Origin of the sequence: Frigoribacterium sp. PvP054 (assembly GCF_040547465.1) — a bacterium.
In the GTDB taxonomy this organism is placed as follows: domain Bacteria; phylum Actinomycetota; class Actinomycetes; order Actinomycetales; family Microbacteriaceae; genus Frigoribacterium.
Genome location: NZ_JBEPPU010000021.1, coordinates 1 through 26,934 on the forward strand (window position 1 = coordinate 1; position 26,934 = coordinate 26,934).

At 70.3% G+C, this 26,934-nt stretch carries 28 protein-coding genes and 1 rRNA gene; 2 read left to right on the forward strand and 27 right to left on the reverse strand.

Annotated features, from left to right (window positions below):
* The 21 genes from ABID81_RS15340 to infC all read right to left on the reverse strand — a co-directional run.
* Positions 1-310: ribosomal RNA gene (locus ABID81_RS15340) — 16S ribosomal RNA — on the reverse strand; the annotation flags it as partial.
* A gap of 667 nt (positions 311-977) precedes the next feature.
* A complete protein-coding gene (gene tyrS / locus ABID81_RS15345) occupies positions 978-2,291 on the reverse strand; it encodes a tyrosine--tRNA ligase (protein ID WP_354595644.1) in 1,314 nt (437 codons plus the stop codon).
* 35 nt (positions 2,292-2,326) lie between these two features.
* Positions 2,327-2,971 (reverse strand): DNA-3-methyladenine glycosylase, encoded by a 645-nt coding sequence (locus ABID81_RS15350; RefSeq protein ID WP_354595645.1) that lies wholly within the window; start codon positions 2,969-2,971, stop codon positions 2,327-2,329.
* A gap of 22 nt (positions 2,972-2,993) precedes the next feature.
* The gene (locus tag ABID81_RS15355) at positions 2,994-3,131 is read right to left on the reverse strand and encodes a hypothetical protein (RefSeq protein ID WP_354595646.1); all 138 of its coding nucleotides are present in this window, start codon (positions 3,129-3,131) and stop codon (positions 2,994-2,996) included.
* Positions 3,128-4,594, reverse strand: coding sequence for an argininosuccinate lyase (argH, locus tag ABID81_RS15360; protein ID WP_354595647.1), 1,467 nt, complete (start codon positions 4,592-4,594; stop codon positions 3,128-3,130). Before argH ends, ABID81_RS15355 begins: the two co-directional genes overlap by 4 nt.
* Positions 4,591-5,793 carry an argininosuccinate synthase gene (locus tag ABID81_RS15365; protein ID WP_354595648.1) on the reverse strand — a complete coding sequence of 401 codons (1,203 nt, stop codon included), beginning with the start codon at positions 5,791-5,793 and terminating at the stop codon, positions 4,591-4,593. Before ABID81_RS15365 ends, argH begins: the two co-directional genes overlap by 4 nt.
* A gap of 53 nt (positions 5,794-5,846) precedes the next feature.
* Positions 5,847-6,767 (reverse strand): ornithine carbamoyltransferase, encoded by a 921-nt coding sequence (gene argF, locus ABID81_RS15370; protein ID WP_354595649.1) that lies wholly within the window; start codon positions 6,765-6,767, stop codon positions 5,847-5,849.
* Positions 6,764-7,960, reverse strand: a complete 1,197-nt coding sequence (locus ABID81_RS15375) for an acetylornithine transaminase (RefSeq protein WP_354595650.1) — start codon at positions 7,958-7,960, stop codon at positions 6,764-6,766. The genes argF and ABID81_RS15375 overlap by 4 nt, the downstream gene beginning before the upstream one ends.
* A 2-nt stretch (positions 7,961-7,962) precedes the next feature.
* Positions 7,963-9,009, reverse strand: a complete 1,047-nt coding sequence (argB, locus tag ABID81_RS15380) for an acetylglutamate kinase (protein WP_354595651.1) — start codon at positions 9,007-9,009, stop codon at positions 7,963-7,965.
* On the reverse strand, positions 9,009-10,166 hold the full coding sequence (gene argJ / locus ABID81_RS15385; RefSeq protein ID WP_354595652.1) for a bifunctional glutamate N-acetyltransferase/amino-acid acetyltransferase ArgJ: 1,158 nt from the start codon (positions 10,164-10,166) through the stop codon (positions 9,009-9,011). Before argJ ends, argB begins: the two co-directional genes overlap by 1 nt.
* Positions 10,163-11,212 (reverse strand): N-acetyl-gamma-glutamyl-phosphate reductase, encoded by a 1,050-nt coding sequence (argC, locus tag ABID81_RS15390; RefSeq protein ID WP_354595653.1) that lies wholly within the window; start codon positions 11,210-11,212, stop codon positions 10,163-10,165. The genes argJ and argC overlap by 4 nt, the downstream gene beginning before the upstream one ends.
* A gap of 58 nt (positions 11,213-11,270) precedes the next feature.
* Positions 11,271-13,781: a phenylalanine--tRNA ligase subunit beta gene (pheT, locus tag ABID81_RS15395; RefSeq protein WP_354595654.1), complete on the reverse strand. Its 2,511-nt coding sequence runs from the start codon at positions 13,779-13,781 to the stop codon at positions 11,271-11,273.
* Positions 13,781-14,821: a phenylalanine--tRNA ligase subunit alpha gene (gene pheS / locus ABID81_RS15400; protein WP_354595655.1), complete on the reverse strand. Its 1,041-nt coding sequence runs from the start codon at positions 14,819-14,821 to the stop codon at positions 13,781-13,783. The genes pheT and pheS overlap by 1 nt, the downstream gene beginning before the upstream one ends.
* A gap of 94 nt (positions 14,822-14,915) precedes the next feature.
* Entirely contained in the window at positions 14,916-15,833 is a 918-nt protein-coding gene (locus ABID81_RS15405; protein ID WP_354595656.1) for an amino acid ABC transporter permease, read from the reverse strand.
* Entirely contained in the window at positions 15,830-16,498 is a 669-nt protein-coding gene (locus tag ABID81_RS15410; RefSeq protein WP_354595666.1) for an amino acid ABC transporter permease, read from the reverse strand. The genes ABID81_RS15405 and ABID81_RS15410 overlap by 4 nt, the downstream gene beginning before the upstream one ends.
* 75 nt (positions 16,499-16,573) lie before the next feature.
* Positions 16,574-17,437: a glutamate ABC transporter substrate-binding protein gene (locus tag ABID81_RS15415; RefSeq protein WP_354595657.1), complete on the reverse strand. Its 864-nt coding sequence runs from the start codon at positions 17,435-17,437 to the stop codon at positions 16,574-16,576.
* 110 nt (positions 17,438-17,547) lie between these two features.
* Positions 17,548-18,285, reverse strand: a complete 738-nt coding sequence (locus ABID81_RS15420) for an amino acid ABC transporter ATP-binding protein (protein ID WP_354595658.1) — start codon at positions 18,283-18,285, stop codon at positions 17,548-17,550.
* Positions 18,286-18,414: 129 nt separating this feature from the next.
* Positions 18,415-19,215 (reverse strand): TrmH family RNA methyltransferase, encoded by an 801-nt coding sequence (locus ABID81_RS15425; RefSeq protein WP_354595667.1) that lies wholly within the window; start codon positions 19,213-19,215, stop codon positions 18,415-18,417.
* Between the two features lie 122 nt (positions 19,216-19,337).
* Complete coding sequence (gene rplT / locus ABID81_RS15430) at positions 19,338-19,724, reverse strand: 50S ribosomal protein L20 (RefSeq protein WP_043596706.1); 387 nt, start codon at positions 19,722-19,724, stop codon at positions 19,338-19,340.
* Between the two features lie 30 nt (positions 19,725-19,754).
* Positions 19,755-19,949: a 50S ribosomal protein L35 gene (rpmI, locus tag ABID81_RS15435; RefSeq protein ID WP_043596704.1), complete on the reverse strand. Its 195-nt coding sequence runs from the start codon at positions 19,947-19,949 to the stop codon at positions 19,755-19,757.
* A 3-nt stretch (positions 19,950-19,952) separates the two neighbouring features.
* Positions 19,953-20,582, reverse strand: coding sequence for a translation initiation factor IF-3 (infC, locus tag ABID81_RS15440; RefSeq protein ID WP_082486865.1), 630 nt, complete (start codon positions 20,580-20,582; stop codon positions 19,953-19,955).
* 397 nt (positions 20,583-20,979) lie between these two features.
* Here infC and ABID81_RS15445 point away from each other — a divergent pair, with 397 nt between their 5' ends.
* Positions 20,980-21,312, forward strand: a complete 333-nt coding sequence (locus ABID81_RS15445) for a DUF1844 domain-containing protein (RefSeq protein ID WP_354595668.1) — start codon at positions 20,980-20,982, stop codon at positions 21,310-21,312.
* 39 nt (positions 21,313-21,351) lie between these two features.
* Here the strand turns inward: ABID81_RS15445 and ABID81_RS15450 are convergent, their stop codons facing one another.
* The 6 genes from ABID81_RS15450 to ABID81_RS15475 form a co-directional block, all read right to left on the reverse strand.
* Positions 21,352-22,215, reverse strand: a complete 864-nt coding sequence (locus ABID81_RS15450) for an SseB family protein (RefSeq protein WP_354595659.1) — start codon at positions 22,213-22,215, stop codon at positions 21,352-21,354.
* Positions 22,215-22,961, reverse strand: a complete 747-nt coding sequence (gene priA, locus ABID81_RS15455) for a bifunctional 1-(5-phosphoribosyl)-5-((5-phosphoribosylamino)methylideneamino)imidazole-4-carboxamide isomerase/phosphoribosylanthranilate isomerase PriA (RefSeq protein WP_354595660.1) — start codon at positions 22,959-22,961, stop codon at positions 22,215-22,217. The genes ABID81_RS15450 and priA overlap by 1 nt, the downstream gene beginning before the upstream one ends.
* 67 nt (positions 22,962-23,028) lie before the next feature.
* Complete coding sequence (hisH, locus tag ABID81_RS15460) at positions 23,029-23,667, reverse strand: imidazole glycerol phosphate synthase subunit HisH (protein WP_354595661.1); 639 nt, start codon at positions 23,665-23,667, stop codon at positions 23,029-23,031.
* Complete coding sequence (gene hisB / locus ABID81_RS15465) at positions 23,664-24,281, reverse strand: imidazoleglycerol-phosphate dehydratase HisB (protein ID WP_354595662.1); 618 nt, start codon at positions 24,279-24,281, stop codon at positions 23,664-23,666. The genes hisH and hisB overlap by 4 nt, the downstream gene beginning before the upstream one ends.
* On the reverse strand, positions 24,278-25,363 hold the full coding sequence (locus ABID81_RS15470; protein WP_354595663.1) for a histidinol-phosphate transaminase: 1,086 nt from the start codon (positions 25,361-25,363) through the stop codon (positions 24,278-24,280). The genes hisB and ABID81_RS15470 overlap by 4 nt, the downstream gene beginning before the upstream one ends.
* 93 nt (positions 25,364-25,456) lie before the next feature.
* Positions 25,457-25,825, reverse strand: a complete 369-nt coding sequence (locus ABID81_RS15475) for a hypothetical protein (RefSeq protein WP_354595664.1) — start codon at positions 25,823-25,825, stop codon at positions 25,457-25,459.
* A 273-nt stretch (positions 25,826-26,098) separates the two neighbouring features.
* On the opposite strand from ABID81_RS15475, the gene lexA reads away from it, so the two are divergent.
* A complete protein-coding gene (lexA, locus tag ABID81_RS15480; RefSeq protein WP_354595665.1) occupies positions 26,099-26,812 on the forward strand; it encodes a transcriptional repressor LexA in 714 nt (237 codons plus the stop codon).
* The last annotated feature ends 122 nt before the right edge of the window (positions 26,813-26,934 follow it).

Sequence of the window (26,934 nt, forward strand, 5' to 3'; positions counted from 1 at the left end):
GTGGCCGGTCACCCTCTCAGGCCGGCTACCCGTCGTCGCCTTGGTGAGCCATTACCTCACCAACTAGCTGATAGGCCGCGAGTCCATCCTTGACCAAAATTCTTTCCAACTCCTAGCCATGCGGCTGAAGCTCGTATCCGGTATTAGACGCCATTTCTAGCGCTTATCCCAGAGTCAAGGGCAGGTTACTCACGTGTTACTCACCCGTTCGCCACTAATCCCTGGAGCAAGCTCCAGTTCATCGTTCGACTTGCATGTGTTAAGCACGCCGCCAGCGTTCGTCCTGAGCCAGGATCAAACTCTCCGTAAAAGAAAAAACAGCACAACCGGAATAGGCCATGACTGCTGAATTTGATGCTGACTAAAGAACAAAACAATCTGACGATTGTTGTTGTCCATCAATCTCAAAGAAACCTAAACACCACTCACAACCCCACCAAACGGTGAAGCCACAAGCAGTGCCAGGGTATAATTTGGCATTTGACAATGTGCACGCTGTTGAGTTCTCAAGGACCAAACGCACTCGAGACCCGGCCGTGTAAGACCTTCGCTCGAAGCTGCTGTGGAACCATACCATCCTGGTGGACCAAGTCAAACCGACTCGATTTCCGATCTTCAACTCGTGAAGACCAGCGCCTGGAAGAACCAGAGGATGGATTTGAAACCCTACCACACGATTCTCGCGTCGTAAACGACATGATCTCGGGGAGGATGTCACCACTTGAGGCCGGTGAGCTCCGGATCGGGACCATCTCTGGTCGCTGTCCTGGCCGCTCCGCCGCACCTTTGGGCTGACTCGGATTACTTTACACAGGCCGTCGGCCCCACCCCCAAATCTGCATGCATCCCGGGCGTGTCGCTGTTGCGAGGCCCGGAAACATGGGCATCCGGTTGGCGTCCGCCCCTCCTGACGCAGAAAAAGCCCGCACTCCTCGACGAGGAATGCGGGCTTCCGAGCGGATCGGACGGCTGCCGGTTCAGACCTGGACGATCACGCCGGCCAACGTCTTCTTGCCCCGCCGGAGCACGACGACTCCCCCGGGCAACTGCGAGTCGGCCACGAGGGCGTCGCCGTTCTCGACCCTGGCGTTGTTCACGTACACGCCCCCCTCGGCGGTGGCGCGACGCGCCGCCCCGAGCGACGTGACGAGACCCGAGTCCACGAGGGCTTGCGCGACCGTGGTCGACGAATCGGCCGTGGCGGCCGGCAACTCGGCGATCGCGCTCCGCAGGGTCGATCCGTCCAGGAGGGCGAGGTCGCCCTGTCCGAAGAGGGCCGCGGCGGCGTCGATGGCCGAACGGGTGGCCGCGGTGCCGTGGACCAGGGACGTGACGTTCCAGGCCAAGGCGCGCTGCGCCTCCCGACGGAAGGGTTCGTCGGCGACGGCCGTGGCGAGCCGCTCGATCTCGGCGCGTGAGAGGAACGTGAACACCTTGAGCCGCGAGACGACGTCGGCGTCGTCGGTGTTGAGCCAGAACTGGTACATGGCGTAGGGGCTGGTCCGCTCGGCGTCGAGCCAGACGGCGTTGCCCTCGCTCTTGCCGAACTTCGTGCCGTCGGTGTTCGTGATGAGCGGGGTGCCGATGGCGTGCACCGAGACGCCCTCGGTGCGGCGGATGAGCTCGGTGCCGCTCGTGAGGTTGCCCCACTGGTCGCTGCCGCCGGTCTGGAGCACGCAGCCGTGGCTGCGGTAGAGCTCGCGGAAGTCGAGGCCCTGCAGGATCTGGTAGCTGAACTCGGTGTAGCTGATGCCGGCGTCCGAGTTCAGCCGGGCGGCCACGGCGTCCTTCTTGAGCATCGTGCCGACGCGGAAGTTCTTGCCGATGTCGCGCAGGAACTCGATGGCGCTGAGCGGTGACGTCCAGTCCAGGTTGTTGACCACGCGGAGGCCGTTGTCACCGTCGGGCGAGAGAAACTTCTCGACGTGCACGCGGATGCGGTCGACCCACTCGGCGGTCTGCTCGGGCGTCTTGAGCACCCGCTCGGCGGTGGGTCGTGGATCACCGATGAGACCGGTCGAACCGCCCACGAGGCCGAGCGGCCGGTGACCGGCGAGCTGCAGGCGGCGCATCGTGAGCAACTGCACGAGGTTGCCGAGGTGGAGGCTCGGCGCCGTCGGGTCGAATCCGCAGTAGTACGTGATCGGGTCGCCCGCGAGCAAGGTCTTCAGTGCGTCGGCGTCGGTCGAGACGTGCACCAGGCCGCGCCACTGCAACTCGTCCCACACGTCGTCGAACGACGGGTCGTTGCTCTGGGCGGCCAGCACGTCGGCGGTCGTTTCACTGGTCACGCGCGACACGCTACCAGCGGCCGCGGTCCCCCTCGTCACGCCCCACCGCGTCGGCGGGACACCGCTGCCCGGTAGGGCGAGACCGTCGGGTCGCCCTCGAGCGAGAACCGCCAGGGGAAGGCGTCGCCGCCGGCGTGACCCGACACACCGACGCGGGGGCCGGCGGCGACGGGGCCGACCGGTGCGGACGGGAGTCGCAGCCGGAACCGCGCCTCCTGACCGGGGGCGTCGTCGACGAGGCGCGAGCCGTCGTCGCCGAGCTCGACGCCGAGGGCGGAGCCGAGCCGACCGGGCCCACGGGCGAGGTCGGCCGGCGATCGTGACGTCGTCCGACGGCTCCGTGCCTCGTCGAGGCCGGCCACGACCTCACCCGCCCTCAGGAGGACACCGGATGCGTACCCCTCGGGACCGCACACGATGTTGACGCATCGGTGGATGCCGTACGACAGGTACACGTAGAGGGTGCCGGCGTCCTCGAACATGCTGCCGTTGCGCGCCGAACGACCGCGGTGCGCGTGCGAGCCGGGGTCCTGACCCTGGCCGTGGTACGCCTCGACCTCGGTCAGGCGGACCCCGACCCGCCCGGACCAGAAGACCGAGCCGAGGAGGCGCGGCGCGACCTCCAGCGCCGGCTCGGCCAGCAGCCTCGCGAGGCTGTCGTCGGCGGACGTCGCGCTCACCGCTCCCCCGTGCCCGCGCCGCTCAGAAGAATCGTTGCCCGCTGGCGAGCGTGATCACCACGACGGCCACGAGGACCGCCACGGCGAGGGCGACGACGACCGGCACGACCCAGGCACGGGTCGGCCGGTCGTCGCCTGCCCCGGGGCGGCGAGCGCTCACGCCGCCACCGGGTCGAGGGCCTGGACGAGGTGTCGCATCTGCTCGGTCAGTTGCGCGAGCTGCTCGGCCACCCGTTCGGGAGCCGTCCCGCCGGCGCCGCGGCGACTCGCGATGGACCCCTCGACCGTCAGGACCGGTCGGATCTCGCCGGTCAGGTGCGGCGAGATCGCCCGGTACTGCTCGTCGGTGGGCTCGTGCAGCTCGAGGTCGTGCTGCTCGCAGAACCTCACCAGCTCGCCGCTGATCTCGTGCGCGTCGCGGAAGGCCACACCCTGACGGACCAGCCACTCGGCGACGTCGGTCGCGAGCGAGAACCCCTGCGGGGCCAGCTCGGCCATGCGGCCTTCGTCGAAGTCGAGCGTCGCCACCATGCCCGTGAAGGCCGGCAGCAGCACCTCGAGCTGGCTCACCGAGTCGAAGACCGGTTCTTTGTCCTCTTGCAGGTCGCGGTTGTACGCCAGCGGCAGCCCCTTGAGGGTCGCCAGCAGACCCGTCAGGTTGCCGATCAGTCGACCGGACTTGCCGCGTGCCAGCTCGGCGATGTCGGGGTTCTTCTTCTGCGGCATGATGCTCGACCCGGTCGAGAAGGCGTCGTGCAGCCGGACGAAGCCGAACTCGCGGGTGTTCCAGAGGATGATCTCCTCGGCGAGGCGCGAGAGGTCGATGCCGATCGAGGCCGTCACGAACGCGAACTCGGACACGACGTCACGACTGGCCGTCGCGTCGATCGAGTTCTCGGTCGTGCGGTCGAACCCCAGTTCGGTCGCGACCGACAGCGGGTCGAGACCCAGCGAGCTGCCGGCGAGGGCACCCGCACCGTAGGGCGACGCGCCGGCTCGGCGTGACCAGTCGCGCAGGCGCTCGAGGTCGCGGACCAGGGGCCAGGCGTGGGCCAGGAGGTGGTGCGCCAACAGGACCGGCTGGGCGTGCTGGAGGTGCGTCCGACCGGGCATGACGGCCGTCGGGTGGGCGGTCGCCTGGCCCGCGACGGCGTCGACCAGGTCGACGACGTGCCGGCCGATGACTCGGGCGTGGTCGCGCAGGTACAGGCGCACGAGGGTGGCGATCTGGTCGTTGCGGCTGCGGCCCGCCCGCAGCTTGCCTCCGAGGTCGGGGCCGGCGATGCCGATGAGACCCCGCTCGAGGGCGGAGTGAACGTCCTCGTCGGATTCGGACGCGGTGAAGGTGCCGTCGAGCACGTCCGACTCGAGACGGTCGAGCGCCGCCACCATCGCGTCGAGCTCGGCCGCGTCGAGGTAGCCCGCCGCCGCGAGGGCCCGGGCGTGCGCCCGGGACCCGGCGATGTCGTACGAGGCGAGCTGCCAGTCGAACTGCGTGGACTTGCTCAGCGCCGCGAGCTCGGCGGACGGCCCGGAGGCGAAGCGGCCGCCCCAGAGGGCGCCCGCCTCGCCTGCGCGCTGGTTGCCGCCGGGCCCGTCACCGGCCCCGTTCTCGCCGGTCACGCCCCGTGGGCCAGGTCGCGACGAGCCGAGATCTTGCTCGGCAGCGACCAGATCTCGATGAATCCCTTCGACAGCGACTGGTCGAAGGTGTCGCCCGTGTCGTAGGTCGCGAGGTCGAAGTCGTAGAGGCTCGCGTCGCTCCTCTGGCCGGTGACGACGGCGCGACCACCCTGCAGCTTGAGGCGGATCTCGCCCGACACGTACTTCTGGGTGTCGTCGATGAAGACGTCGAGCGAGCGCTTGAGACCCGAGAACCAGAGGCCGTCGTAGACGAGGTTCGACCACTCGGCCTCGACCCCGCGCTTGTAGCGGCCGAGGTCGCGCTCGATGGTCAGGGCCTCGAGCGCCTCGTGCGCGGCGATCAGGGCCATCGCGCCGGGCGCCTCGTAGACCTCACGGCTCTTGATGCCGACCAGGCGGTCCTCGACGACGTCGATGCGGCCGACGCCGTGCTTGCCGGCCAGCTCGTTCATGCGCTCGACGATGCCGAGGGGGGTGAACGCCACGCCGTCGATCGCGGTCGGCACGCCGGCCTCGAACGTGATGACGACCTCGTCGGCGTCACGGACGACGGCCGGGTCCTGCGTGTACTCGTACAGGTCCTCGATCGGGGCGTTCCAGGGGTCCTCGAGGAAGCCGGTCTCGACCGCGCGGCCCCAGACGTTCTTGTCGATCGAGTAGGGGTTCTTCGCGCTCTGACGGATCGGGAGGGCGTGCTCTTCCGCGTAGACGATCGCCTTGTCACGCGTGAGGGCGAGGTCGCGGACGGGGGCGATGCTCGTGAGGTCGGGGGCCAGGGCCGCGACGGCCGCCTCGAAGCGGACCTGGTCGTTGCCCTTGCCGGTGCAGCCGTGCGCGACGCTGTTCGCACCCAGCTCTTTCGCGACCGACGCCAGGTGACGTGCGATCAGCGGGCGGCTGAGGGCCGAGACCAGCGGGTAGGTCTTCTGGTACAGCGCGTTGGCCTTGAGTGCCGGCATCAGGTAGTCCGTGCCGAACTCCTCCTTGGCGTCGACGACGACGGACTCGACGGCGCCGCAGTCGAGGGCGCGTTGACGGATGTCCTCCATGTCCTCTCCGCCCTGTCCGACGTCGACGGCCAGGGCGACGACCTCCTTGCCGGTGGCGTCGGCCAACCAGCCGATGCCGACCGAGGTGTCGAGGCCTCCTGAGTATGCGAGGACGACGCGTTCCGCCATGGTTCTCCTTGTGTGGTGTGGGTGTGTCTACGAGTGTGTGGTGGTGGGTGCGCTCAGCGGGCCAGCAGCCAGGTGAGCAGCGCCTTCTGGGCGTGCAGCCGGTTCTCGGCCTCGTCCCAGATGACGCTGGTGGGGCCGTCGATGACGTCGGCCGTGACCTCGTACCCGCGGTCGGCGGGGAGGCAGTGCAAGAAGATCGCGTCCGCGTCGGCCCGGGCCATCAGCGCCTGGTCGACCTTGAACGACCCGAAGACGGCGACGCGCTCGTCCTTCTCGTCCTCTTTGCCCATCGACACCCAGGTGTCGGTCACGACGACGTCGACGCCGGTGACCGCCTCGACGGCGTCGGTCGTGACGAGCACCGAGCCGCCCGTCCGGGCCGCGATCGCCTCGGCGTCGGCCACCACGGTCGGGTCGGGCAGGAAACCCTCGGGTGCGCCGATGCGGACGTGCATGCCCGCGGTGGCGCCCGCGAGCAGGTAGGACTGGCCCATGTTGCAGCGGCCGTCGCCGACGAACGCGACCGTGAGCCCGGTGAGCGTGCCCTTCTTCTCGCGGATGGTCTGCAGGTCGGCCAGCAACTGGCACGGGTGGAAGTCGTCGCTCAGGGCGTTGACGACGGGGACGGTCGTCCCCGCCGCCATCTCTTCGAGGCCGGACTGCGCGTAGGTGCGCCAGACGATGGCGGAGACCATGCGCTCGAGCACGCGGGCCGTGTCGGACGGCGTCTCCTTGCCGCCGAGCTGGCTGTTCGCCGTGGCGATGATCAGCGGGCTGCCGCCGAGGTCGGCGATGCCGACGGCGAACGACACCCGGGTGCGCGTCGACGACTTGTCGAAGATGACGGCGACGGTCTGCGGGCCGGCCAGCGGCCGCTGCGACCAGCGGTCGCGCTTGAGCTCGTCGGCGAGGTCGAGGACCTCGAGCTGCTCGGCCGTCGTCAGGTCGTCGTCCCGGAGGAAGTGGCGGGTCATTCGAGGCCTTTCAGGACGGTGGTCATGATCTGGATGAACTCGGCGATCTCGTCGTCGCCGACGATTAGCGGAGGCGCGAGACGGATGCTCGAGTCGTTCGGTGCGTTGACGATGAGGCCGGCCTCGAGGGCGTCGGCCGCGATCCGTGCCGCCACGGGCTGGGTCAGGCCCAGGCCGATCAGGAGTCCGGCGCCCCGGACCTCGCCGACGAGGGGCGAACCGATCGCCTCGACGGCCGCCCGCAGCTGGTCACCTCGGACGATCGCGTTGAGCACGAGCTGGCTCGCCTCGATCTCTCCGAGCACGGCGTTAGCCGCGGCGGTGGCGAGCGGGTTGCCCCCGAAGGTGCTGCCGTGCTGCCCGGCCTCGAACAGGTCGGACGCGTCACCGAAGGTGATGAGCGCACCGATCGGGACTCCCCCGGCGATGCCCTTGGCCACCGTGATGGCGTCGGGGACGAGGTCGTGCTGCTGGAACGCGAACCACGAGCCGGTCCGGCCGATGCCGGTCTGGATCTCGTCGAGGATCAGGAGGGCACCGTGTCGGGTGGTCAGTTCTCGCGCCCGCTCGAGGTAGCCGTCGGGCAGGTCGACGACGCCGGCCTCGCCCTTGATCGGCTCGACGAACAGTGCCGCGACCGTGTCGTCGAGGGCCGCTTCGAGGGCCTCGATCGTCGTGTCGATGTGCTCCACCCCGGGCATCATCGGCTCAAAGGGCTCACGCAGCGCGGGCTTGCCGGTCAACGCGAGCGAGCCCATCGTGCGGCCGTGGAACGAGTTCTGCAGGGCGAGGATGCGCGTGCGCGAACCGTCGCCGCGGTTGAGGCGGGCCAGCTTGACCGCGGCCTCGTTGGCCTCGGCCCCGCTGTTGCCGAAGTAGACGCGCCCCCGCTCGCCGGCGCCGCTGATGCGGGTCAACCGTTCGGCGAGCTCGACCTGGGGGGCCGTTGCGAAGTAGTTCGAGACGTGGATCAGCTTGCTCGCCTGCTCGCTCAGCGCCTCGACGAGCACCGGGTGGGCGTGCCCGAGGGCGTTCACCGCGATGCCGGCCAGGAAGTCGAGGTAGCGCTTGCCGTCGACGTCCCAGACCTGGCAGCCCTCGCCCCGGTCGAGCATCACCTTGGGCGTGGACAGCGAGCGCATCATCGAGTCGCCGAATCGGCGCTGCCAGGTACCGCCTTGGGTCTGGATCATGGTCACGACTGTCCTTTCGTGTCGGTGCCGCTCGCGGCAGGGCCGCCCGGGGTTGCGCCCCGGGTGGTGACGGGCTCGCCGGCGGGGGCGCCGAACGAGGTGACGACGGGCGCGCCGGTCGAGGCCGCCCTGTCGTCGGGGACCACCTCGGTGCCCGACCCGCGCTGGGTGAACACCTCGAGGAGGATGGAGTGCGGGATGCGACCGTCGATGATGGTCGCCCCGCCCACGCCGCCGACGACCGAGTCGAGGCAGGCGCGCATCTTGGGGATCATGCCCGACTCGAGGGTCGGCAGCATGTCGGTCAGGGCCGAGACCGTGATGGCCTCGACGAGCGAGTCCCGGTTCGGCCAATCGGCGTAGAGCCCGGCGACGTCGGTCAGCACGACGAGCTTGGCCGCGCCGAGGGCGATGGCCAACGCGCCCGCCGCGGCGTCGGCGTTGACGTTCAGGGCGTGCTCGGGGTCGACCCGGTTGGTCGCGATCGACGAGACGACGGGGATGCGCCCCGCCGCGATCTCGGCCAGCACCGAGGAGGGGTCGACGTGCGTGACGTCACCCACGTGGCCCAGGTCGAAGGTCTCACCGTCGACGACGACGCCGCGCTTGCGCCCCTCGAACAACGTCGAGCCCTCGCCCGAGACACCGCGGGCCAGGTCACCGTGCTCGTTGATCAACTCGACGATCTCGCGGTTCACCTCGCCGGCCAGGACGTCGCGGACGACGGAGATCGCCTCGGTCGAGGTGTACCGGTAGCCACCGCGGAACTCGCTCTCGATGCCGGCTGCGTCCAGCGCCGCCGAGATCTGCGGCCCGCCGCCGTGGACGACGACCGGGTGCAGCCCCGCGTAGCGGAGGTAGACCATGTCTTCGGCGAACGCCTGCTTGAGGGCGTCGTCGACCATGGCGTTGCCGCCGAACTTGACGACGACCACCTTGCCCGAGAAGCGCTTGAGCCAGGGCAGGGACTCGATCAGCGTCGAGGCCTTGACCGCGGCCAGCTCCTGCTCGTCGGCAGCCGTGGCGCCCGTGTTCGTGTGGACGCCCATCAGCTGGAGTACGCGCTGTTCTCGTGCACGTAGTCATGCGTGAGGTCGTTCGTCAGGATCGTCGCCTCGACAGGGCCCGTCTTCAGGTCGACGAGGACGTGGACCGCCCGCGGGGTGAGGTCCACCTCGTCGCTCGGCCGGTCGGGGGCACCGGCATGGCACACCCGGACGCCGTTGATGGTCACGTCGACGTCGTAGGGGTCGAACTCGGCCGAGGTGGTGCCGATCGCCGCCAGCACGCGACCCCAGTTGGGGTCGTTGCCGAAGACGGCCGCCTTGAACAGGGCGTTCCGGGCGATGGACCGACCGACCTCGACGGCGTCGTCGTCCGACGCCGCCCCGACGATCTCGATGCGGATGTCGTGCGACGCGCCCTCGGCGTCCGCCTGGAGCTGCTCGGCGAGGTCGGCGCAGAGCGCCGTGACCGCCGCGGCGAAGTCGCCGGAAGGAGGCGCGACACCGGACTCGGCGCTGGCCAGCAGCACGACGGTGTCGTTGGTCGACATGCAGCCGTCGGAGTCGAGACGGTCGAACGTGACCCGGGTCGCCTCGCGGAGCGCGGCGTCGAGGCCCACCGGATCGACGTCCGCGTCGGTCGTCAGCACGACGAGCATCGTGGCGAGCCCCGGCGCGAGCATGCCGGCGCCCTTGGCCATCCCGCCGACCACCCAGCCGTCGCCGGACACGACGGCCTGTTTCGGCTTGGTGTCGGTCGTCATGATGGCCGTGGCCGCGTCGAGACCGCCGTCGGCCGACAACGCCGCAGCCGCCGCGGTGGACCCGGCCAGGACCTTGTCGCGGAACCGCTGGCCGCCGACTCCGATCAGCCCCGTGGAACAGACGAGGACGTCCGTGGCCGACAGGTCGAGGGCCTGGGCCACGGTCTCGGCCGTGGAGTGGGTCGTCTGGAAGCCGAAGGCCCCGGTGAAGCAGTTCGCGCCTCCGGAATTGAGGACGACGGCGTCGACGCGACCGTCGGCGACGACCTGCTGCGACCAGAGGACGGGATTGGCCTTCGCCCGGTTGCTCGTGAAGACGGCGGCGGCGGCGGTGCTGCGGCCCCGGTTGACGACCAGGGCGACGTCGGGGGCTCCGGTGCTCTTGAGGCCGGCGACGACGCCCGAGGCCTCGAAGCCGGCTGCTGCGGTGACGCTCACGGGGCGACTCCGTTCTGGCCGAGGCCGGTGGTCTCGGGCAGGCCGAGGGCGATGTTCGCGGACTGGATCGCGGCGCCCGCGGTGCCCTTGACGAGGTTGTCGATGGCGCTGACGACGACGACGCGGTCGGCGGCCTCGTCGACGGCGAGGCCGATGAGCGCGGTGTTCGCCCCGAGGGTGTCCGCCGTGCGGGGGAACTCGCCCTCGGGCAGGAGGTGCACGAACGGCTCGTTCGCGTAGGCCTGCTGCCAGGCGGACCGGACGTCGCCGGCCGAGACGCCCGGGGCGAGGCGCGCCGTGGTCGTGGCGAGGATGCCGCGCGACATCGGGACGAGCACGGGCGTGAACGAGACGTTCACCTCGGTCGCCCCGGCGACGCGGAGGTTCTGCTGAATCTCGGGGACGTGCCGGTGGCTGCCGCCCACGCCGTAGGCGGACGCCGAGCCCATCAGCTCGCTCGCCAACAGGTGGGTCTTGAGCGCCTTGCCCGCCCCGGACGGGCCGACGGCCAGCACGGTGACGATGTCGGCGGTCTCGACCACTCCGGCCTGGACGCCGGGAGCCAGCCCCAGGGTGACGGCCGTCACGTTGCAGCCGGGCACCGCGATGCGCTTGGTGCCGACGAGGGCGTCACGCTGGCGTCCGGGTGCGTCGCCGAGGACCAGCTCGGGCAGGCCGTACGACCAGGCGCCGAAGAACTCGCCGCCGTAGAAGGTCTGCCAGGCGGACTCGTCGGTGAGCCGGTGGTCGGCACCGCAGTCGACGACGAGCGTGTCGTCGGGCAGCTGCGCGGTGATCGCCCCCGACTTGCCGTGGGGCAACGCGAGGAACACGACGTCGTGGCCGGCGAGGGCCTCGGGCGTCGTCTCGACCAGGGTCAGGTGCGCGAGGGAGCGCAGGTGCGGCTGCACCGAGAGGAGTCGCTGACCGGCGTTCTGGAACGCGGTGACGGTCTGCACCTCGAAGTCGGGATGCTCGGCCAGCAAGCGCAACAGCTCACCACCGGCGTAACCACTCGCGCCGGCCACGGCAACGGAGAAAGGCATGCGTCCACCCTAATGTTCGAATCGGCCTGGGATCAGGGGCGGCGGCGCCGGGCGAGTGTCAGTCGCGGAGCGCCGCCCCGAATCGCTCGCCGGCCAGGCGGACGGAGCCGGACTTGGCCTCCGAGGCCTCGGCCGCCGTGAGGGTGCGGTCGTCGGCCCGGAAGCGGAGGGCGAAGGTGAGCGACTTCGACGCGTCGGGCAACCCGGCACCCCGGTAGTCGTCGACCAGTCGGGCACTCTCGAGCAGGGGGCCGGCGCCGTCGCGGACCGCGGCGAGGACGTCGCCCGCGGGGACGTCGACGCCCACCACGAGAGAGAGGTCCTGCGTCGCCGCAGGATAGGACGACAGGGCGGAGGTGGACGGTTCGACCGCGGCGAGGGAGAGCAGACGGTCGAGGTCGAGCTCGGCCACGGCCACCACGCGGGGCAGGTCGAGGTCGGACGCGACGCTCGGCAGCAGTTCACCGGCGATGCCCACGACCTCGTCGCCGACCAGGACCTCGGCCGTGCGACCGGGATGCAGCGACACGTGTCGAGCCTGCCGGAACGAGACGTCGGCGGCCACGGAGGCAGCCGCGACGCGCACGGCGTCGAGCACGTCGGCGAGCGAAGCCGCGACGGCGGGCTGGCCCGGTGCGCGGTCGATCGTCGTGCCCACAGCGAGGAGACCGAGGTGTCGCGGCTGGGGAGGCAGGGCCTCGGCAAGGGCGACCAGCGTGGCGTCGTCGGGACGAGCGGCCCCGAACGGCACCTCGTCGCTGCCGTAGGTGACGCCCTCGGACGGCAGGAAGACGGTGCCCACCTCGAACAGGGAGAGGTCGACCAGGCCGCGCCCGACGTTGCGGCGCGCGATGTCGAGCAGGCCGGGCACGAGCGAGCGGCGCAACTCGGGCGCCGACGAGTCGAGCGGGTTCGCGAGTCGGATAGCAGGCGACGCCGTGCCGTCGGCCGAACCGAAGGCGGCGTTCTGGGCCGACGAGACGAACGGGTACGCGGCGACCTCGGTCGAGCCGGACGCGGCCAGCCCGTTCGACACCTGTCGACGCAACTGCTGGTCGCGGCTGAGGCCGCGCCCGGCGGGGGCGACGGGCAACACCGAGGGGATGCGGTCGTAGCCCGTGATGCGGGCGACCTCTTCGACGAGCGACGCCGGGTCGACGAGGTCGGTGCGCCAGGTCGGCGGGGTGACGAGCCAGTCGTCGCCGGCACGCTCGACGCGCGCACCGATCGCCGACAGGGCTGCGGACACCTCGTCGTCGGTGTAGTCGACGCCCATGAGGCTCGCCGGCCGGTGGACCGGCAGGGTGATCGTCTCGGGCGTCGAGGACGCGTCCCACCGGGACCCGAGCGTGTCGGCCGTCCCGCCGGCGAGCTCGACGAGCAGGTCGACGACGCGCTGGGCGGCCGCCTCGGCGACCTGGGGGTCGACGCCGCGCTCGAAGCGCTTGGACGCCTCGCTGGGCAGCTTGTGTCGACGCGCGGTTCGAGCGACGGAGGTCGGGTCGAAGGTCGCGGCCTCGATCAGGACGTCGGTCGTGCCCTCGCCGATCTCGGTCGAGGCACCGCCCATGACGCCCGCCAGGCCGACGGCACCCGACTCGTCGGCGATCACGAGGTCTTCGGGGTGCAGGTCGCGCACCTGACCGTCGAGGGTCTCGAGGCGTTCGCCCGGTGCCGCCCGGCGGACCGAGAGCCCCCCGCTGACCTTGTGGAGGTCGTAGCCGTGGATGGGCTGGCCGAGCTCGAACATGACGTAGTTCGTGACGTCGACCGGCAGCGAGATGCTGCGGACGCCCGCCAGGCGGAGGCGCGAGGCCAGCCACGGCGGCGTGGGACGCGTCGCGTCGATGCCGCGGACCACCTTGGTGGTGAAGGTCTGGACGCCCACGCGGTCTCGCACCGGCGCCTGGTCGTCGACGACGACAGAGAACCCCGTCGACGGGGTGGGCGACACGAGCGACGCCGGGTCGCGGAAGGTCGCACCGGTCGCGTGCGAGTACTCGCGGGCGACCCCGCGGATGCTGAAGGCGTAGCCGCGGTCGGGCGTCACGTTGATCTCGACCGCCGCCTCGTCGAGTCCGAGCAGTGCGATGGCGTCCGTGCCGACCTCGGGGTCGAGGCCGAGCGACGACAACACGAGGATGCCGTCGTGCTCGTCGCCGAGGCCGAGTTCTCGGGTCGAGGCGATCATGCCGTCGGACACGTGCCCGTAGGTCTTGCGCGCGGCGATCGGGAAGGGGCCGGGCAGCACGGCGCCGGGCAACGACACGACGACCTTGTCACCGACGACGAAGTTGTGGGCACCGCAGACGATGCCGCGGACGTCGTCGGGCTCGGTCGCCGCGTTCGGCCCCACGGCGACCTGGCACCAGTTGATGGTCTTGCCGTTCTTCTGCGGCTCGGGCGTGAACTCGAGCACCTGCCCGACCACGAGAGGGCCGGTCACGTCGCCGACGTGCACGTCCTCTTCTTCGAACCCGACCGACACGAGGGCGGCGTGGACGCCCTCGAGCGACACGTCACCCGGCAGGTCGACGAACTCGCCCAGCCAACTCAGCGGAACCCGCATCAGACCACCATCCCGAACTGCTCGCTGAACCTGACGTCGCCCTCGACCATGTCGCGCATGTCGTTCAGGTCGTTGCGGAACTGCAGTGTGCGCTCGATGCCCATGCCGAAGGCGAATCCCTGGTAGCGCTCGGGGTCGATGCCCGCCGCGCGCAGCACGTTCGGGTTGACCATGCCGCAACCGCCCCACTCGACCCACCGCGCGCCGCCCTTGGCGTTCGGCTGCCAGACGTCCATCTCGGCGCTGGGCTCGGTGAAGGGGAAGTAGTTGGGACGCAGGCGGATCTGCGCCTCGGCGCCGAACATCGAGCGCGCGAGGTGTTCGAGCGTGCCGCGCAGGTGGGCCATGGTCAGCCCCTCGTCGACGGCGATGCCCTCGAGCTGGGTGAAGACGGGCGTGTGCGTCGCGTCGAGCTCGTCGGTGCGGAACACCCGGCCGAGGGCGACGTTGTAGACCGGCAGCTCTCTCGACAGGAGCGTGCGGATCTGCACCGGCGACGTGTGCGTGCGCAGCACCAGGTGACGGTCGACGGGGTCGACGAAGAATGTGTCCTGCATGGCCCGCGCCGGGTGGTCGGCGTCGAAGTTCAGGGCGTCGAAGTTGAACCACTCGTGCTCGAGCTCGGGGCCCTCGTTGACCTCCCACCCCATGCCGACGAACAGGTCGGCCATGCGCTCCTGCAGCAGCGCCAGGGGATGACGGGCCCCGGCGCGACGACGCGACGGCAGGGCCGTGACGTCGACGGTCTCGGCCTCGAGCCGGGCGTTCTCCTCGACCACGGCCAGTTCGGCCTCACGCGTGGCGACGGCCTGGCCGACGCGACCCCTGGCCTGGCCCACGAGTTTGCCCGCCGCGGCCTTCTGGTCGTTCGGCAGGTCGCGCAGGCCGGCGTTCAGGCGCGCCAGCACCGAGGCCTCGCCGACGTGCTGCGCACGCGCGGTCTTGAGCTCGGCGACGGTCGCGGCCGTGGCGATCGCCGCGAGGGCGGCGTCGACCGCCGACGCGACGGCGTCTTCGGTGAGGGGAACGGAGTCTGACACGAGAACCAAGCTTAGCGATCTTGCGAAGGCGACCCGCGCCTCCTGGTCGGGGAAGACGAGGAGGCGCGGGCCGGGGACGAGGAGGCGGGCCGGGTCAGGTCGCGCGGCCCGACACGTGGTCGGACTCGAAGCGGCCACCGCGGGCGGACATGCCGGGGTCCTTCGGTGCGCCCGGACGCTTCGCGACGACGGCGCGACGGCCCGTGCGCCGGTCGACGATGCGGACGACCCACGAGAGCAGGAGGTTCGTCGCGAGGTAGACGACGAGCACGACGGCGAACAGGGTGAAGGTGTACCGGCTGCCGTAGTACGACCCCAGCTGGTTGAGGCCGACCCGGGTGAGTTCGAGGTAGCCCACGATGTAGCCGAGCGAGGTGTCCTTGAGCAGGACGACGAGCTGGGCGAGGATGATCGGCAGCATCTGGCGGAAGGCCTGGGGGAACTCGATCGCGAACCTCGTGCGGATCGGCGTGAGCCCGATGGCCAGGCCCGCCTCACGCTGCCCCTTCGGCAGCGAGGCGATGCCCGCCCGCAGGGCCTCGCCGATCAGGGCACCGTTGTAGATCGCCAGCGCGGCCACGACGGCCCAGAACGCCCCGGTCGAGAAGACCAACAGGATGAACAGCATCATCAGCAGCACGGGCATGCCCCGGAAGAACTCGAGGACGATCGTCGTCGGCACGCGGACGAGTGCCGAGCGGGCCGTGCGGAGGAACGAGAACAGGATGCCGATGACGACGGCGAGGACCGACGCGAGGGCGGCGGCCTGGACGGTGCCGAGCCACCCGCGGCCGATGGCACGCCACAGGGCGAGGTCCTGCAGGATGTCCCACCGGGACGAGTCGAAGACGCCGGGTGTCTCCGCGCCGTTCGCGCTGATGCGGGGGCGCCCGAGGAGGTACGCCAGGTAGGCGACGAGCGCCAGCACGAGCACGACGCCGACCACCGAGATGATGCGCGACGTGCGGCGGGCCTTGGGGCCGGGGGCGTCGTAGAGGACGGAGGTGCTCATCGGAGGACTGCGACCTTCTTCTCGACCACGGCGGCCAGGCGGCCGAGCGTGATGGTGACGAGCAGGTAGAAGAACGCCACGGCGAGCAGCGTCGTGATGACGGCGTCACCGCGGTCGTTGGCGATGTACCGGCCGGCGGCGAAGAGTTCGCCGACGAAGAAGCCGCCCGCGACGGAGGTGTTCTTGGTCAGGGCGATGAAGACGTTGATGAGGGGTGGGACGACCATGCGCATGGCCTGCGGCAGCACGACGTGGCCGAGGGTCTGACCGAAGCCCAGCCCGATGCTGCGTGCGGCCTCCGCCTGACCCACGGGCACGCCGTTGATCCCCGAGCGGATCGCCTCGGCCACGAACGGCGAGGTGTAGGCCGTCAGCCCGAGCACGGCCAGCGGGAAGTACGTGCCGAAGTCGACGCCGAGGTAGGGCAGGACGAAGGCGCAGAAGAAGAGCACGAGCGTCAGCGGGACGTTGCGGAGCGCCTCGGTGTAGACCGTCGCGAAGGTGCGGAACGAGGCCACGGGCGAGATGCGCAGCGCGGCCACGACGAAGCCGATCACGAGGGCGCCGAGGCCCGACAGAACGAGCAGCTGCAGCGTCGTGACGAAGCCGCCCCAGAAACGGGGCCAGTTGTCGGTCACGGCGTCGAAGCCGGGGATGACGTCCAAGGGGTTCAACGGGGTCCTTCGGTCGGGGCAGGACACGGGCACCCGGGGCAGGACGCCCCGGGTGCCCGCGCGGTGTCAGTAGCGGTCGATCGTGGGCGGCGTCGGGGTGTCGAGCACCTTGCCCGCGGTCTTCTCCCACAGCTCGTCCCAGGTGCCGTCGTCCTCGGCCTCCTGCAGCGTGTCGTTGACGAACATGCGGAAGTCGGTGTCGTCGAGCGCCAGGCCGATGCCGTAGGGCTCCTCGGTGAAGGGTTCGCCGACGACCTCGAACTCGCCCTCGTTCTGGTCGGCGAGGCCGGCCAGGATGACGTTGTCGGTCGTCACGGCCGAGACCGCACCGGTGCGGAGGGGCTCGAGGCAGTTGGAGTACGTGTCGGTCGCGAGGATGTCGGTGGTGTAGGCCGCGACGTTCTTCTCGCTGGTCGAGCCGCTGACCGTGCAGACCTTCTTGCCGGCGAGGTCGTCCGCGGACTCGATGCCCTCGGGGTTGCCGTCGAGCACGAGCAGGTCCTGACCCGCCGTGTAGTACGGGCCGGCGAACGACACGACCTTCTTGCGATCGTCGTTGATCGTGTAGGTCGCGATGACGAGGTCGACCTGGCCGTTCTGGATGAACGGTTCGCGGTTCGCCGACACCGTCTCGGTCCAGGTGATGTTCTCGGGCTGGATGCCCAGCTTCGCCGCGACGAGCTTGCCGATCTCGGCGTCGAAGCCCTCGGGCACGCCGTCCGGGTTCGCGAGGCCGAAGAGGGGCTGGTCGAACTTGGTGCCGATGGTGATCTCACCGGCGTCGGCGAGCCGGGCCATGGTGCTGCCTTCGGCGAAGTCGGCCGGCGTCTCGACGTCGACGGCCGGGGCCGACGAGTCGGTGCAGGCCGAGAGGCCGAGGACCACGGCGGCTGCTGCGGCTACGGCGACGAATCCCTTGCTGAGTCGCATTCTGATCTCCTTGCTGGGTGGCCCGGACGCCGGACGGCGATCGGGTGTCGGGGGCCGGCGCGTCGGGCGCCGGTGGCGGACGGCGGACGCGACGGCGTCCGCGGCCCGGCTCAGTGCGTGAGGATCTTCGCCAGGAAGTCCTGTGCGCGGGTCGACCGGGGAGCGGTGAAGAACTCCTCGGGCGTGGCCTCTTCGACGATCTGGCCGTCCGCCATGAAGACGACGCGGTCGGCGGCCTTGCGGGCGAAGCCCATCTCGTGGGTGACGACGATCATCGTCATGCCGTCCTTCGCGAGCTGCACCATGACGTCGAGGACCTCGGTGATCATCTCGGGGTCGAGTGCGCTCGTCGGCTCGTCGAGCAACATCACCTTGGGGTCCATCGCGAGGGCACGGGCGATCGCCACGCGCTGCTGCTGACCACCCGAGAGCTGAGACGGCATCTTGTCGGCCTGGTTCGCCACGCCGACCCGCTCGAGCAACTGCATCGCACGCTCTCGGGCCTCGGCCTTGCTCCGCTTGCGCACCTTGAGCTGGCCCAGCATGACGTTCTCGAGGACGGTCTTGTGCGAGAAGAGGTTGAAGCTCTGGAACACCATGCCCACGTCGGCGCGGAGCCGCGCCAGGCCGGCACCCTCTTCGGGCAGACGCGTCCCGTCGATGGTGATGACGCCGTCGTCGATGGTCTCGAGGCGGTTGATGGCCCGGCAGAGGGTCGACTTGCCCGAGCCGCTCGGCCCGATGACCACGACCACCTCGCCCCGGCCCACCGTCGTGGTGATGTCTTTCAGGACGTGCAGGTCACCGAAGTGCTTGTTGACGTGGTCGACCACGACGAGGGGTTCCATGCGCCCACACAAACAGACCCCCAGGTCGGGGTCAAATTCACAGTCGATTCTTAATGAAAACGAAACGACGTGTTCGGTCGTGACGTCCCCGTCCGACCCGACCCGCGCCTCCCGGGGACCGAGGAGGCGCTAGCTGCGGTGGGCGAAAGCGCTCTCGTAGAGGCACACCGAGGCCGCCGTGGCGAGGTTCATCGATTCGGCGTGACCGTAGACGGGCACCACCAGGGCGCGGTCGGCGCGCCCGAGGTCGACGTCGGTGAGGCCCCTGGCCTCGTTGCCGAACAGCCACGCCGTCGGCGCCGCGAGGACGCCCGCGACGCGGGCGGCGAGCAGGTCGTCGCCCTTGACGTCGGCGGCGAGGACCTGCAGGCCGACCTCGCGGCACCGGTCGACGATCGCCGGCAGCTCGACGCCCACGGCGACCGGCACGTGGAACAGCGAGCCCGTCGTGGACCGGACGACCTTGGGGTTGTACAGGTCGACGCTGCGGCCGGTCATGATGACGGCGTCGGCACCGGCGGCGTCGGCGGCCCGGATGATGGTGCCCGCGTTGCCCGGGTCGCGGACCTCCTCGAGGATGACGACGAGCCTCGGGTCCGCGGCGAAGACGTCCTTGACGGACGTGGGGAACTGCCGGCAGACGGCGACGATGCCCTGGGGCGTCACGGTGTCGGCCATGGCCTCGAGCACCGGCTCGGTGACGAACTGCACGTCGATGCCCTCGGCCTCGGCGGCGGACGCGACGGCGGGGTACCGCTCGAGGGCGGTCGGGGTGCCGAACAGCTCGACGATCAGCTCGGGGCGGTAGGCGAGGGCCTCACCGACCGACTGCGGCCCCTCGAGCAGGAAGGTGCGGGTCTCGGTGCGGGCGTCGCGCTTCGAGAGCTTGGCCACCGCCCGGACTCGAGGCGAACGGGGGTTGTCGAGCAGGGAGTCGTGGGGCACCCGTCCATGATGCCGCACGCGGCCGGGAGGCGTGGGGACGCACGAAGCCCGACGGCGACACCGGAGCGGTGACGGCCGTCGGGCCTCGAGGTGTGGTGCGGGTGCGACTACGCGGCGACCTTGGGGGCCGAGGTGTCGGCGGGCAGCGCGGCCTTCGCGGTGGCGACGAGCGACGCGAACGTGGCGGGCTCGTTGACGGCCAGCTCGGCGAGGATGCGACGGTCGACCTCGACGCCGGCCAGGGACAGACCCTGGATCAGGCGGTTGTAGGTCAGGCCGTTCGCACGCGACGCGGCGTTGATGCGCTGGATCCACAGACGACGGAACTCGCCCTTGCGAGCACGGCGGTCACGGTACGAGTAGACGAGCGAGTGGGTGACCTGCTCTTTGGCCTTGCGGTACAGGCGCGAACGCTGGCCGCGGTAACCCTCGGCGCGCTCGAGGATGACGCGACGCTTCTTGGCGGCGTTGACCGCTCTCTTGACTCTTGCCATTTTCTTGTTCCTCTACGTTCGTGTCTGCGGTCAGTGACCGAGAAGCTTCTTGGCGACCTTGGCGTCGGCGGGCGCGAGCACCTGGTCCTGGTTCAGGCGGGCCTTGCGCTTGGCACTCTTCACCTCGAGGTTGTGGCGCATGCCGGCCTGCTGCTTCATGATCTTGCCGGAACCGGTGACCTTGAAGCGCTTCTTGGCGCCGGAGTGGGTCTTCTGCTTGGGCATGTCTTACTTGCTTTCTTCTGTCGGTCGGTCGGCCGGTGCGTCGGCCGGGACCTCGTCGGACGTCGGGTGCTTCGGCGCCTTGTTGGCCGCCTTGCGAGCCTCGGCCTCGGCCTTCGCCTCGGACTTGTTCTTGTGCGGACCGATCACCATGACCATGTTGCGGCCGTCGATGGTCGGGGTCGACTCGACGCTGCCGAACTCGGCGACGTCTTCGGCGAAGCGCTGCAACAGGCGGACGCCCTGGTCGGGACGCGACTGCTCGCGGCCACGGAACAGGATCATGGCCTTGACCTTGTCACCGCCCTGGAGGAAGCCCTCGGCGCGCTTGCGCTTGGTCTCGTAGTCGTGCTTGTCGATCTTCAGACGGAAACGGACCTCTTTGAGGATCGTGTTCGCCTGGTTTCGACGCGCTTCCTTCGCCTTCTGCGCGGCCTCGTACTTGAACTTTCCGTGATCCATGATCTTGGCCACGGGAGGCTTCGAGTTGGGGGCCACCTCGACCAGGTCGAGCTCGGCCTCTGCGGCGAGACGCAGGGCCATGGCGATGGGGACGACACCGACCTGTTCTCCGCCGGGCCCGACGAGGCGGACCTCGGGGACGCGGATGCGGTCGTTCGTACGGGGATCGCTGATGCGGAACTCCTCTGTCGTTTCTTCTGCACCTGGCGGGGCCGGACGGCCTGGCCAGAGAAAGAGGAGGTTCGTGCGGTCGTCACCAGGGACGCATCGCACTGCACCCTGGCTGCTCGACCGGTGCCCACCCACTGCCTCTGACGAGGAGCAGGAGGGGCGATGGTGCTGATCGAACGGGGTGCCAACAACCCGGTAACCTTGTGTAACGGTCAAGCGCGGGTGGGAGAATCTCCACTTTCGCACGGAGCAGACGCTCCGAGCCTGGACGAGTTTAGCAGAGGATCAGTTCGTGAGCCACTCCCCCGACGACGCACCCACACCCGACGCCCGCTTCGGCGACTCCGTGTCGCAGACGACCCCCGAGGCGGCCCCCGGTGCGTCCCGGTTCGAGGACGACCTGCGGTTCGGCGAGGACGCCGCCCGCGACATCGCGGACGTGAACGCCGTCGAGGTCATCAACACGGTCTGCGTCCACCTGATGAGCGCCGCCGCCGTCAAGGTCGGCCTCGCGGACGACCCGCAGGCCCAGACCGACCTCGACGAGGCGCGCAAGCTCATCACCTCGCTCGCGGGCCTCGTCACGGCAAGCGCACCCGAGATCGGCGACCAGCACGCCCGCGCACTGCGCGACGGGCTCCGTTCGTTGCAGCTCGCCTTCCGCGAGGCCTCGGCGATCCCCGACGCCGTCGGCCAGGGGCCCGGCGAGAAGTACACCGGCCCGGTCAACTGACCGGACCCACCGACGCACGCCCTCCGGGGCCCGGCGGCCTCAGCCCGCGACCACCTTGACCGACATGCTGTCGACCCGGTCGACGATCACCGGGTCGGCGGCCCACGCGGCCTGCAGGCGCCCGAGCATCGCGGCGAGGGCGTCACGGTCGAGCCCGGGGACGACCCCCAGCTGCACCACGATCTCGGGGGCGCCGAGGCGGGCGTCCCGGTAACCGGGCGCGACCACCAGGCTGACCAGCGCCTCCTCGCCGCGCGACGCGTCGAGGAACGCGCCGAGGACGCGTTCGTCGTGGTGGCTCGGCGTCCACGGCAGGTCTCGCGCGACCGCCCAGACGGCCGGGCGTCGCAGCCCGAACTCGGTGATCGACCCAGGGTCGAGCACGATCCGGTCGGTCGACTCGGAGGCGGCCGCCAGCGCCACGCGCCGGGCGTCCACCGGCACGGGACGTGCGGCTGCACGCCAGCGGGTCAGGGTCTCGACCGAGGTGAAGGCGGGCAGCACGTCGCGGCCGTCCGGGCCGGAGACCGTCACGATCGACAGCTCCTGCGTCTTGTCGACGCGGCGCCCGTGGTCGTCGAGCCCCTCGTCACCGGCCACGGCGACCAACGGCACGAGCAGACGGGCCGGGCGGAGGGCGTCGACGACGTCGGCCTCGCCGAGCCGTCCCTCGCGGAAACCGAGGAGGGCGTCCAGGAGGCGCGGGTCGGCCGATCCGTCGTCGCCCGCGTGCGCCGTGTCGTGGTGCTCGAACGTGCGCCCCGCCCAGGGACGCCCTGCGCTGTCGGCGCCGTGCCCGGAGTCGCCGTGCTCGGGGACGCCGGGCGCACCGTCGCGGGCCGCACCGTCGCCGGCCGTCGACCCGTGTCGCGCGTTCCCCCGGTCCTCCGGAGCAGCGGTCATCAGTTCGAGGCGACGTCGAGGGCCGCGGCGAGCGTGAAGGCACCCGAGTAGAGCGCCTTGCCGACGATGGCGCCCTCGAGGCCCTGGGGCACGAGCTCACGCAGGGCGACGAGGTCGTCGAGGCTCGAGATGCCGCCGGACGCGATGACCGGACGGTCGGTGCGGTCCATCACTTGACGCAGCAGGTCGACGTTCGGCCCCTGCAGCGTGCCGTCCTTGGTGACGTCCGTGACGACGTAGCGTGCGCAGCCGGCCTCCTCGAGGCGGGCCAGCACGGTCCAGAGGTCGCCGCCCTCTTCCGTCCAGCCACGCGCCGCGAGGGTCGTGCCGCGGACGTCGAGGCCGACCGCCACCGCCTCGCCGTACTCGGCGATGACGTGGGCGGCCCACTCGGGGTTCTCGAGGGCCGCTGTGCCGAGGTTGATGCGCTTGACGCCGGTGCTCAGCGCGTCCTCGAGCGACTTGTCGTCGCGGATGCCGCCGCTGAGCTCGACGTTGACGCCCTTCACCTGCTTGATGACCTTCTTGATGACGGCACGGTTGTCCCCGCGCCCGAAGGCGGCGTCGAGGTCGACCAGGTGCAACCATTCGGCGCCCTGGCTCGCCCAGTCGTCGGCGGCCGAGACGGGGTCGCCGTAGCTCGTCTCGCTGCCGGCCTCGCCCTGGGTGAGGCGGACGGCCTGCCCGCCCGCCACGTCGACGGCGGGGAACAGGGTCAGGGCGGGGGTCGTGCAGAACTCGCTCATGTCGTCTCTCTCACGGGGCCGGGGCACCGCAGGGTCAGGAGGCGCGATCGGGTGGGTCGCGTCGGGGTCAGAGGGTGCCGAGCCAGTTCGAGAGCAGCCGGATGCCCGGCTGCCCCGACTTCTCGGGGTGGAACTGCGTGGCCCACAACGGGCCGTTCTCGACGGCGGCGACGAAGCGTCCGCCGTGGTCGGCCCACGTCACGTGCGGCTCGGTGAAGGGTCGGATCACGTCGAGCGACCACTCCTGTGCCGCGAAGGAGTGGACGAAGTAGAAGCGCTCGTCGGCGACGCCGTCGAACAGCACGCTGCCCTCGGGCACGTCCACGGTGTTCCAGCCCATGTGCGGCAGGACGTCGGCCTTGAGCTCGTCGACGACGCCGGGCCAGGCGCCCAGGCCGCCCGTCGTGTTGCCCCGCTCGACACCGCCTTCGAAGAAGACCTGCATGCCGACGCAGATGCCCATCACCGGGCGACCGCCGGCGAGCCGACGATCGATCAGGTCTCCGCCGCTGACGGACTCGAGCTGGCTCATGACCGCCGAGAACGCCCCGACACCGGGCACGAACAACCCGTCCGCCGCCTGCACCCGAGCACGGTCGGCCGTCAGCAGCACGTCGGCACCCGCCAGTTCGAGCGCCTTCACGGCCGAGTGGACGTTGCCGCTGCCGTAGTCGAGGACGACGACCGACGGACGAGCCGCCGTCACAGGGCGCCCTTCGTCGACGGGATGCCGCTGACGCGCGGATCGGGCTGGACGGCCTGACGGAGTGCCCGGGCGAACGCCTTGAACTCGGCCTCGGCGATGTGGTGCGGGTCGCGACCCCCCAGCACGCGGACGTGCACCGTGATGCCGGCGTGGAAGGTGATGGCCTCGAACACGTGCCGGACCATCGAACCGGTGAAGTGGCCGCCGATGAGGTGGTACTCGAACCCCTCGGGCTCTCCGGCGTGGACGAGGTACGGCCGACCCGACACGTCGACCACCGCTTGCACGAGCGCCTCGTCGAGCGGGACGAGCGCGTCGCCGTACCGTGAGATGCCGGACTTGTCGCCGAGCGCCTGCTTCAGCGCCGTGCCGAACGTGATGCCGATGTCCTCGACCGTGTGGTGCACGTCGATGTGTGTGTCGCCCCGGGCCGAGACGTCGAGGTCGATCAGCGAGTGCTTCGACAGGGCCGTCAGGAGGTGGTCGAAGAACGGCACCGAGGAGTCGATCGTCGACCGGCCCGAGCCGTCGAGGTCGAGGGCGAGCGTGATGCTCGACTCGCTCGTCTCGCGCGAGAGGGAGGCGGTACGGGCGGCGCGGGTCGTCTCGGTCACGAAGAGAGCCTAATGTCGCGGAGCGCCTCGAGGAACGCCGTGGTCTCGGCCTCGGTGCCCGCGCTGACCCGCAGGTGGTTCGGGATGCCCAGGTCTCGGACGATGATGCCCCGCTCGAGCAGACGCTCGAACACGTCGGCCGGATCGTCGACCCCGCCGAAGAGGACGAAGTTCGACCAGGTCGGCCACGGCTCGTAGCCGAGCTCGGTCAGCACGTCGACGATGCGGTCGCGCTGCGTCTTGATGTCGTCCACCATGGCCAGCATCTCGGACGCGTGCGAGAGAGCCGCCACGGCCGCCGCCTGGGTCAAGGACGACAGGTGGTACGGGAGGCGCACGAGACGGAGCGCGTCCGTCACCGCCGGGTGCGCGGCCAGGTAGCCCACCCGGGCGCCGGCGAAGGCGAAGGCCTTGCTCATCGTCCGTGAGACGACGAGTCGCTCACGCCCCTCGAGGAGGGTCAGGGCCGTCGGCTGGCCGGTCGGCATGAACTCGGCGTAGGCCTCGTCCACGAAGACGATGCCGTCGGTGGCCTCGTAGGCGGCCTCGATGGTCGCCAGGTCGAGCGGAGTCCCGGTGGGGTTGTTGGGACCGCAGAAGAAGACGATGTCGGGCCGGATCCGCTCGATCTCGGCGACGGCCGTCCCGGGCGAGATGCCGAAGCCCTCGTCTCGACGACCCTCGACCCACCGGCTGCCCGTGCCCGCGGTGATGATCGAGTGCATGGAGTAGGTCGGCGGGAAGCCCAGCACCGAGCGACCCGGACCGCCGAAGGCCTGGAGCAGCTGCTGGATGACCTCGTTCGACCCGTTCGCGGCCCAGATGTTGTCCCGGGTCAAGCCGTGCCCCAGGTACGTGGCGAGGGAATCGCGCAGGGTGGTGAACTCGCGGTCGGGGTAGCGGTTCACGTCGAGCACCGCTCGGGCCATCGCTTCGACGATGTCTCGGGCGACGTCCTCGGGGATGGGATGCGTGTTCTCGTTGACGTTGAGGGCGACCGGGACCTTCTTCTGCGGGGCGCCGTAGGGCGTCAGACCACGCAGGTCGTCACGGATGGGCAGGTCGTCGAGACTGAAGGACACCCCACCATCGTACGGGCGGTCGGTCCGATGCCAGCCCGCCCGGGTCGGGGGAATACACGGTCGCGGCGACGGCCTGCCGCCCGGACCTCGGGGTCAGCGGGTGTACTGCGTCGGCACCGCGAGGCTCTGCCCGGCGGAGACCTCGGCGCTGGGCAGGTTGTTGAGCGAGACGAGGTCGGCGATGACGTCGCGGGGGTCCGAGCTCGGGGCGATCTCGGAGGCGACCTGCCACAGGGTCTCGCCGCCGTCGACCGTGACGTGCTGGAAGTCGGAGGAGCCGGTCGTGTCGGACGCGACCGCCCCGCCGCCGTTGATCACCAGCGCGCCGGCGACGACGACCGCCGGGACCGCCACGAGCGCCGCGACGACCGCGCGACCGCGCCGCGTGATGCGGAGGCGCGACCGTACGACCCGGGGAGAGTCGGCGGGGGACACAACTGCGGGAGATGAGGTGACGCTCATGAGGTGGTCCTTTCAGCGTGGGAAGACAGGGGACGAGTTCGTGCCCGGCACTCGGCCGGGAATGCCGGACACGAAGACGTGTTCCGAACATACATTCGATTTCGACGGCGATCAACCCCTGGCACGGGATCTGGACCCGGTACTCGGGCTCGATCGGGAGGGAAAGACGCGACACACTCGAACATGTGTTTTGTCGACACCGCCCGATCGGATACGGTTTCGATCGGTGGTAGGAGTCAAACAGGGACCACCGACATCGACGGCAGGAGACCCATGAGCGACCCGAAGCGCACCCCGCAGGCGGCCCCCGACGCGACCCGTCGGGCTGAGTCCGGTCTCCTCCCCCGCAAGGAGTTGACGGCCAAGCAGTCGACGATCCTCGCGGCCATCACCGAGAGCATCGGTCACCGCGGTTACCCGCCGAGCATGCGCGAGATCGGGGACGCCGTCGGCTTGAAGTCGCTCTCGAGCGTGACGCACCAGCTCAACCAGCTCGAACTGGCCGGACGCATCCGACGCGACCCGAACCGGCCGCGCGCACTCGAGGTGCTCGTGGACGACGTGGCGCCGACCCCCGCCCCGGCCACCGTCTTCACGACGAGCGACGACGGAGACACCGCGCACGTGCCCATGGTCGGGCGCATCGCGGCCGGCATCCCCATCACGGCCGAGCAGCAGATCGAGGACGTCATGCCCCTGCCGCGTCAGCTCGTGGGCAAGGGCGAGCTGTTCATGCTGCGCGTGGTCGGCGACTCGATGATCGACGCGGCCATCTGCGACGGCGACTGGGTCGTCGTCCGCCAGCAGCAGGACGCCGAGAACGGCGACATCGTCGCCGCCATGCTCGACGACGAGGCGACCGTCAAGGTGTTCCGTCAGCGAGACGGCCACACCTGGCTGCTCCCCCGCAACAGCGCCTTCGAACCCATCGTCGGCGACCATGCCCAGATCGTGGGCAAGGTCGTCGCCGTGCTGCGCTCGGTCTAGTGCCGATGGGGCACCCCGTCTGCGCCCGACACGACGTCGCGCCCGGGGCCCCCCCCGGGGGGGGGCGCGCCCGCGGGGGGGGGGCCCCCCGGGGGGGGGGGGGGGGCCCGCGAGGCCGGGGC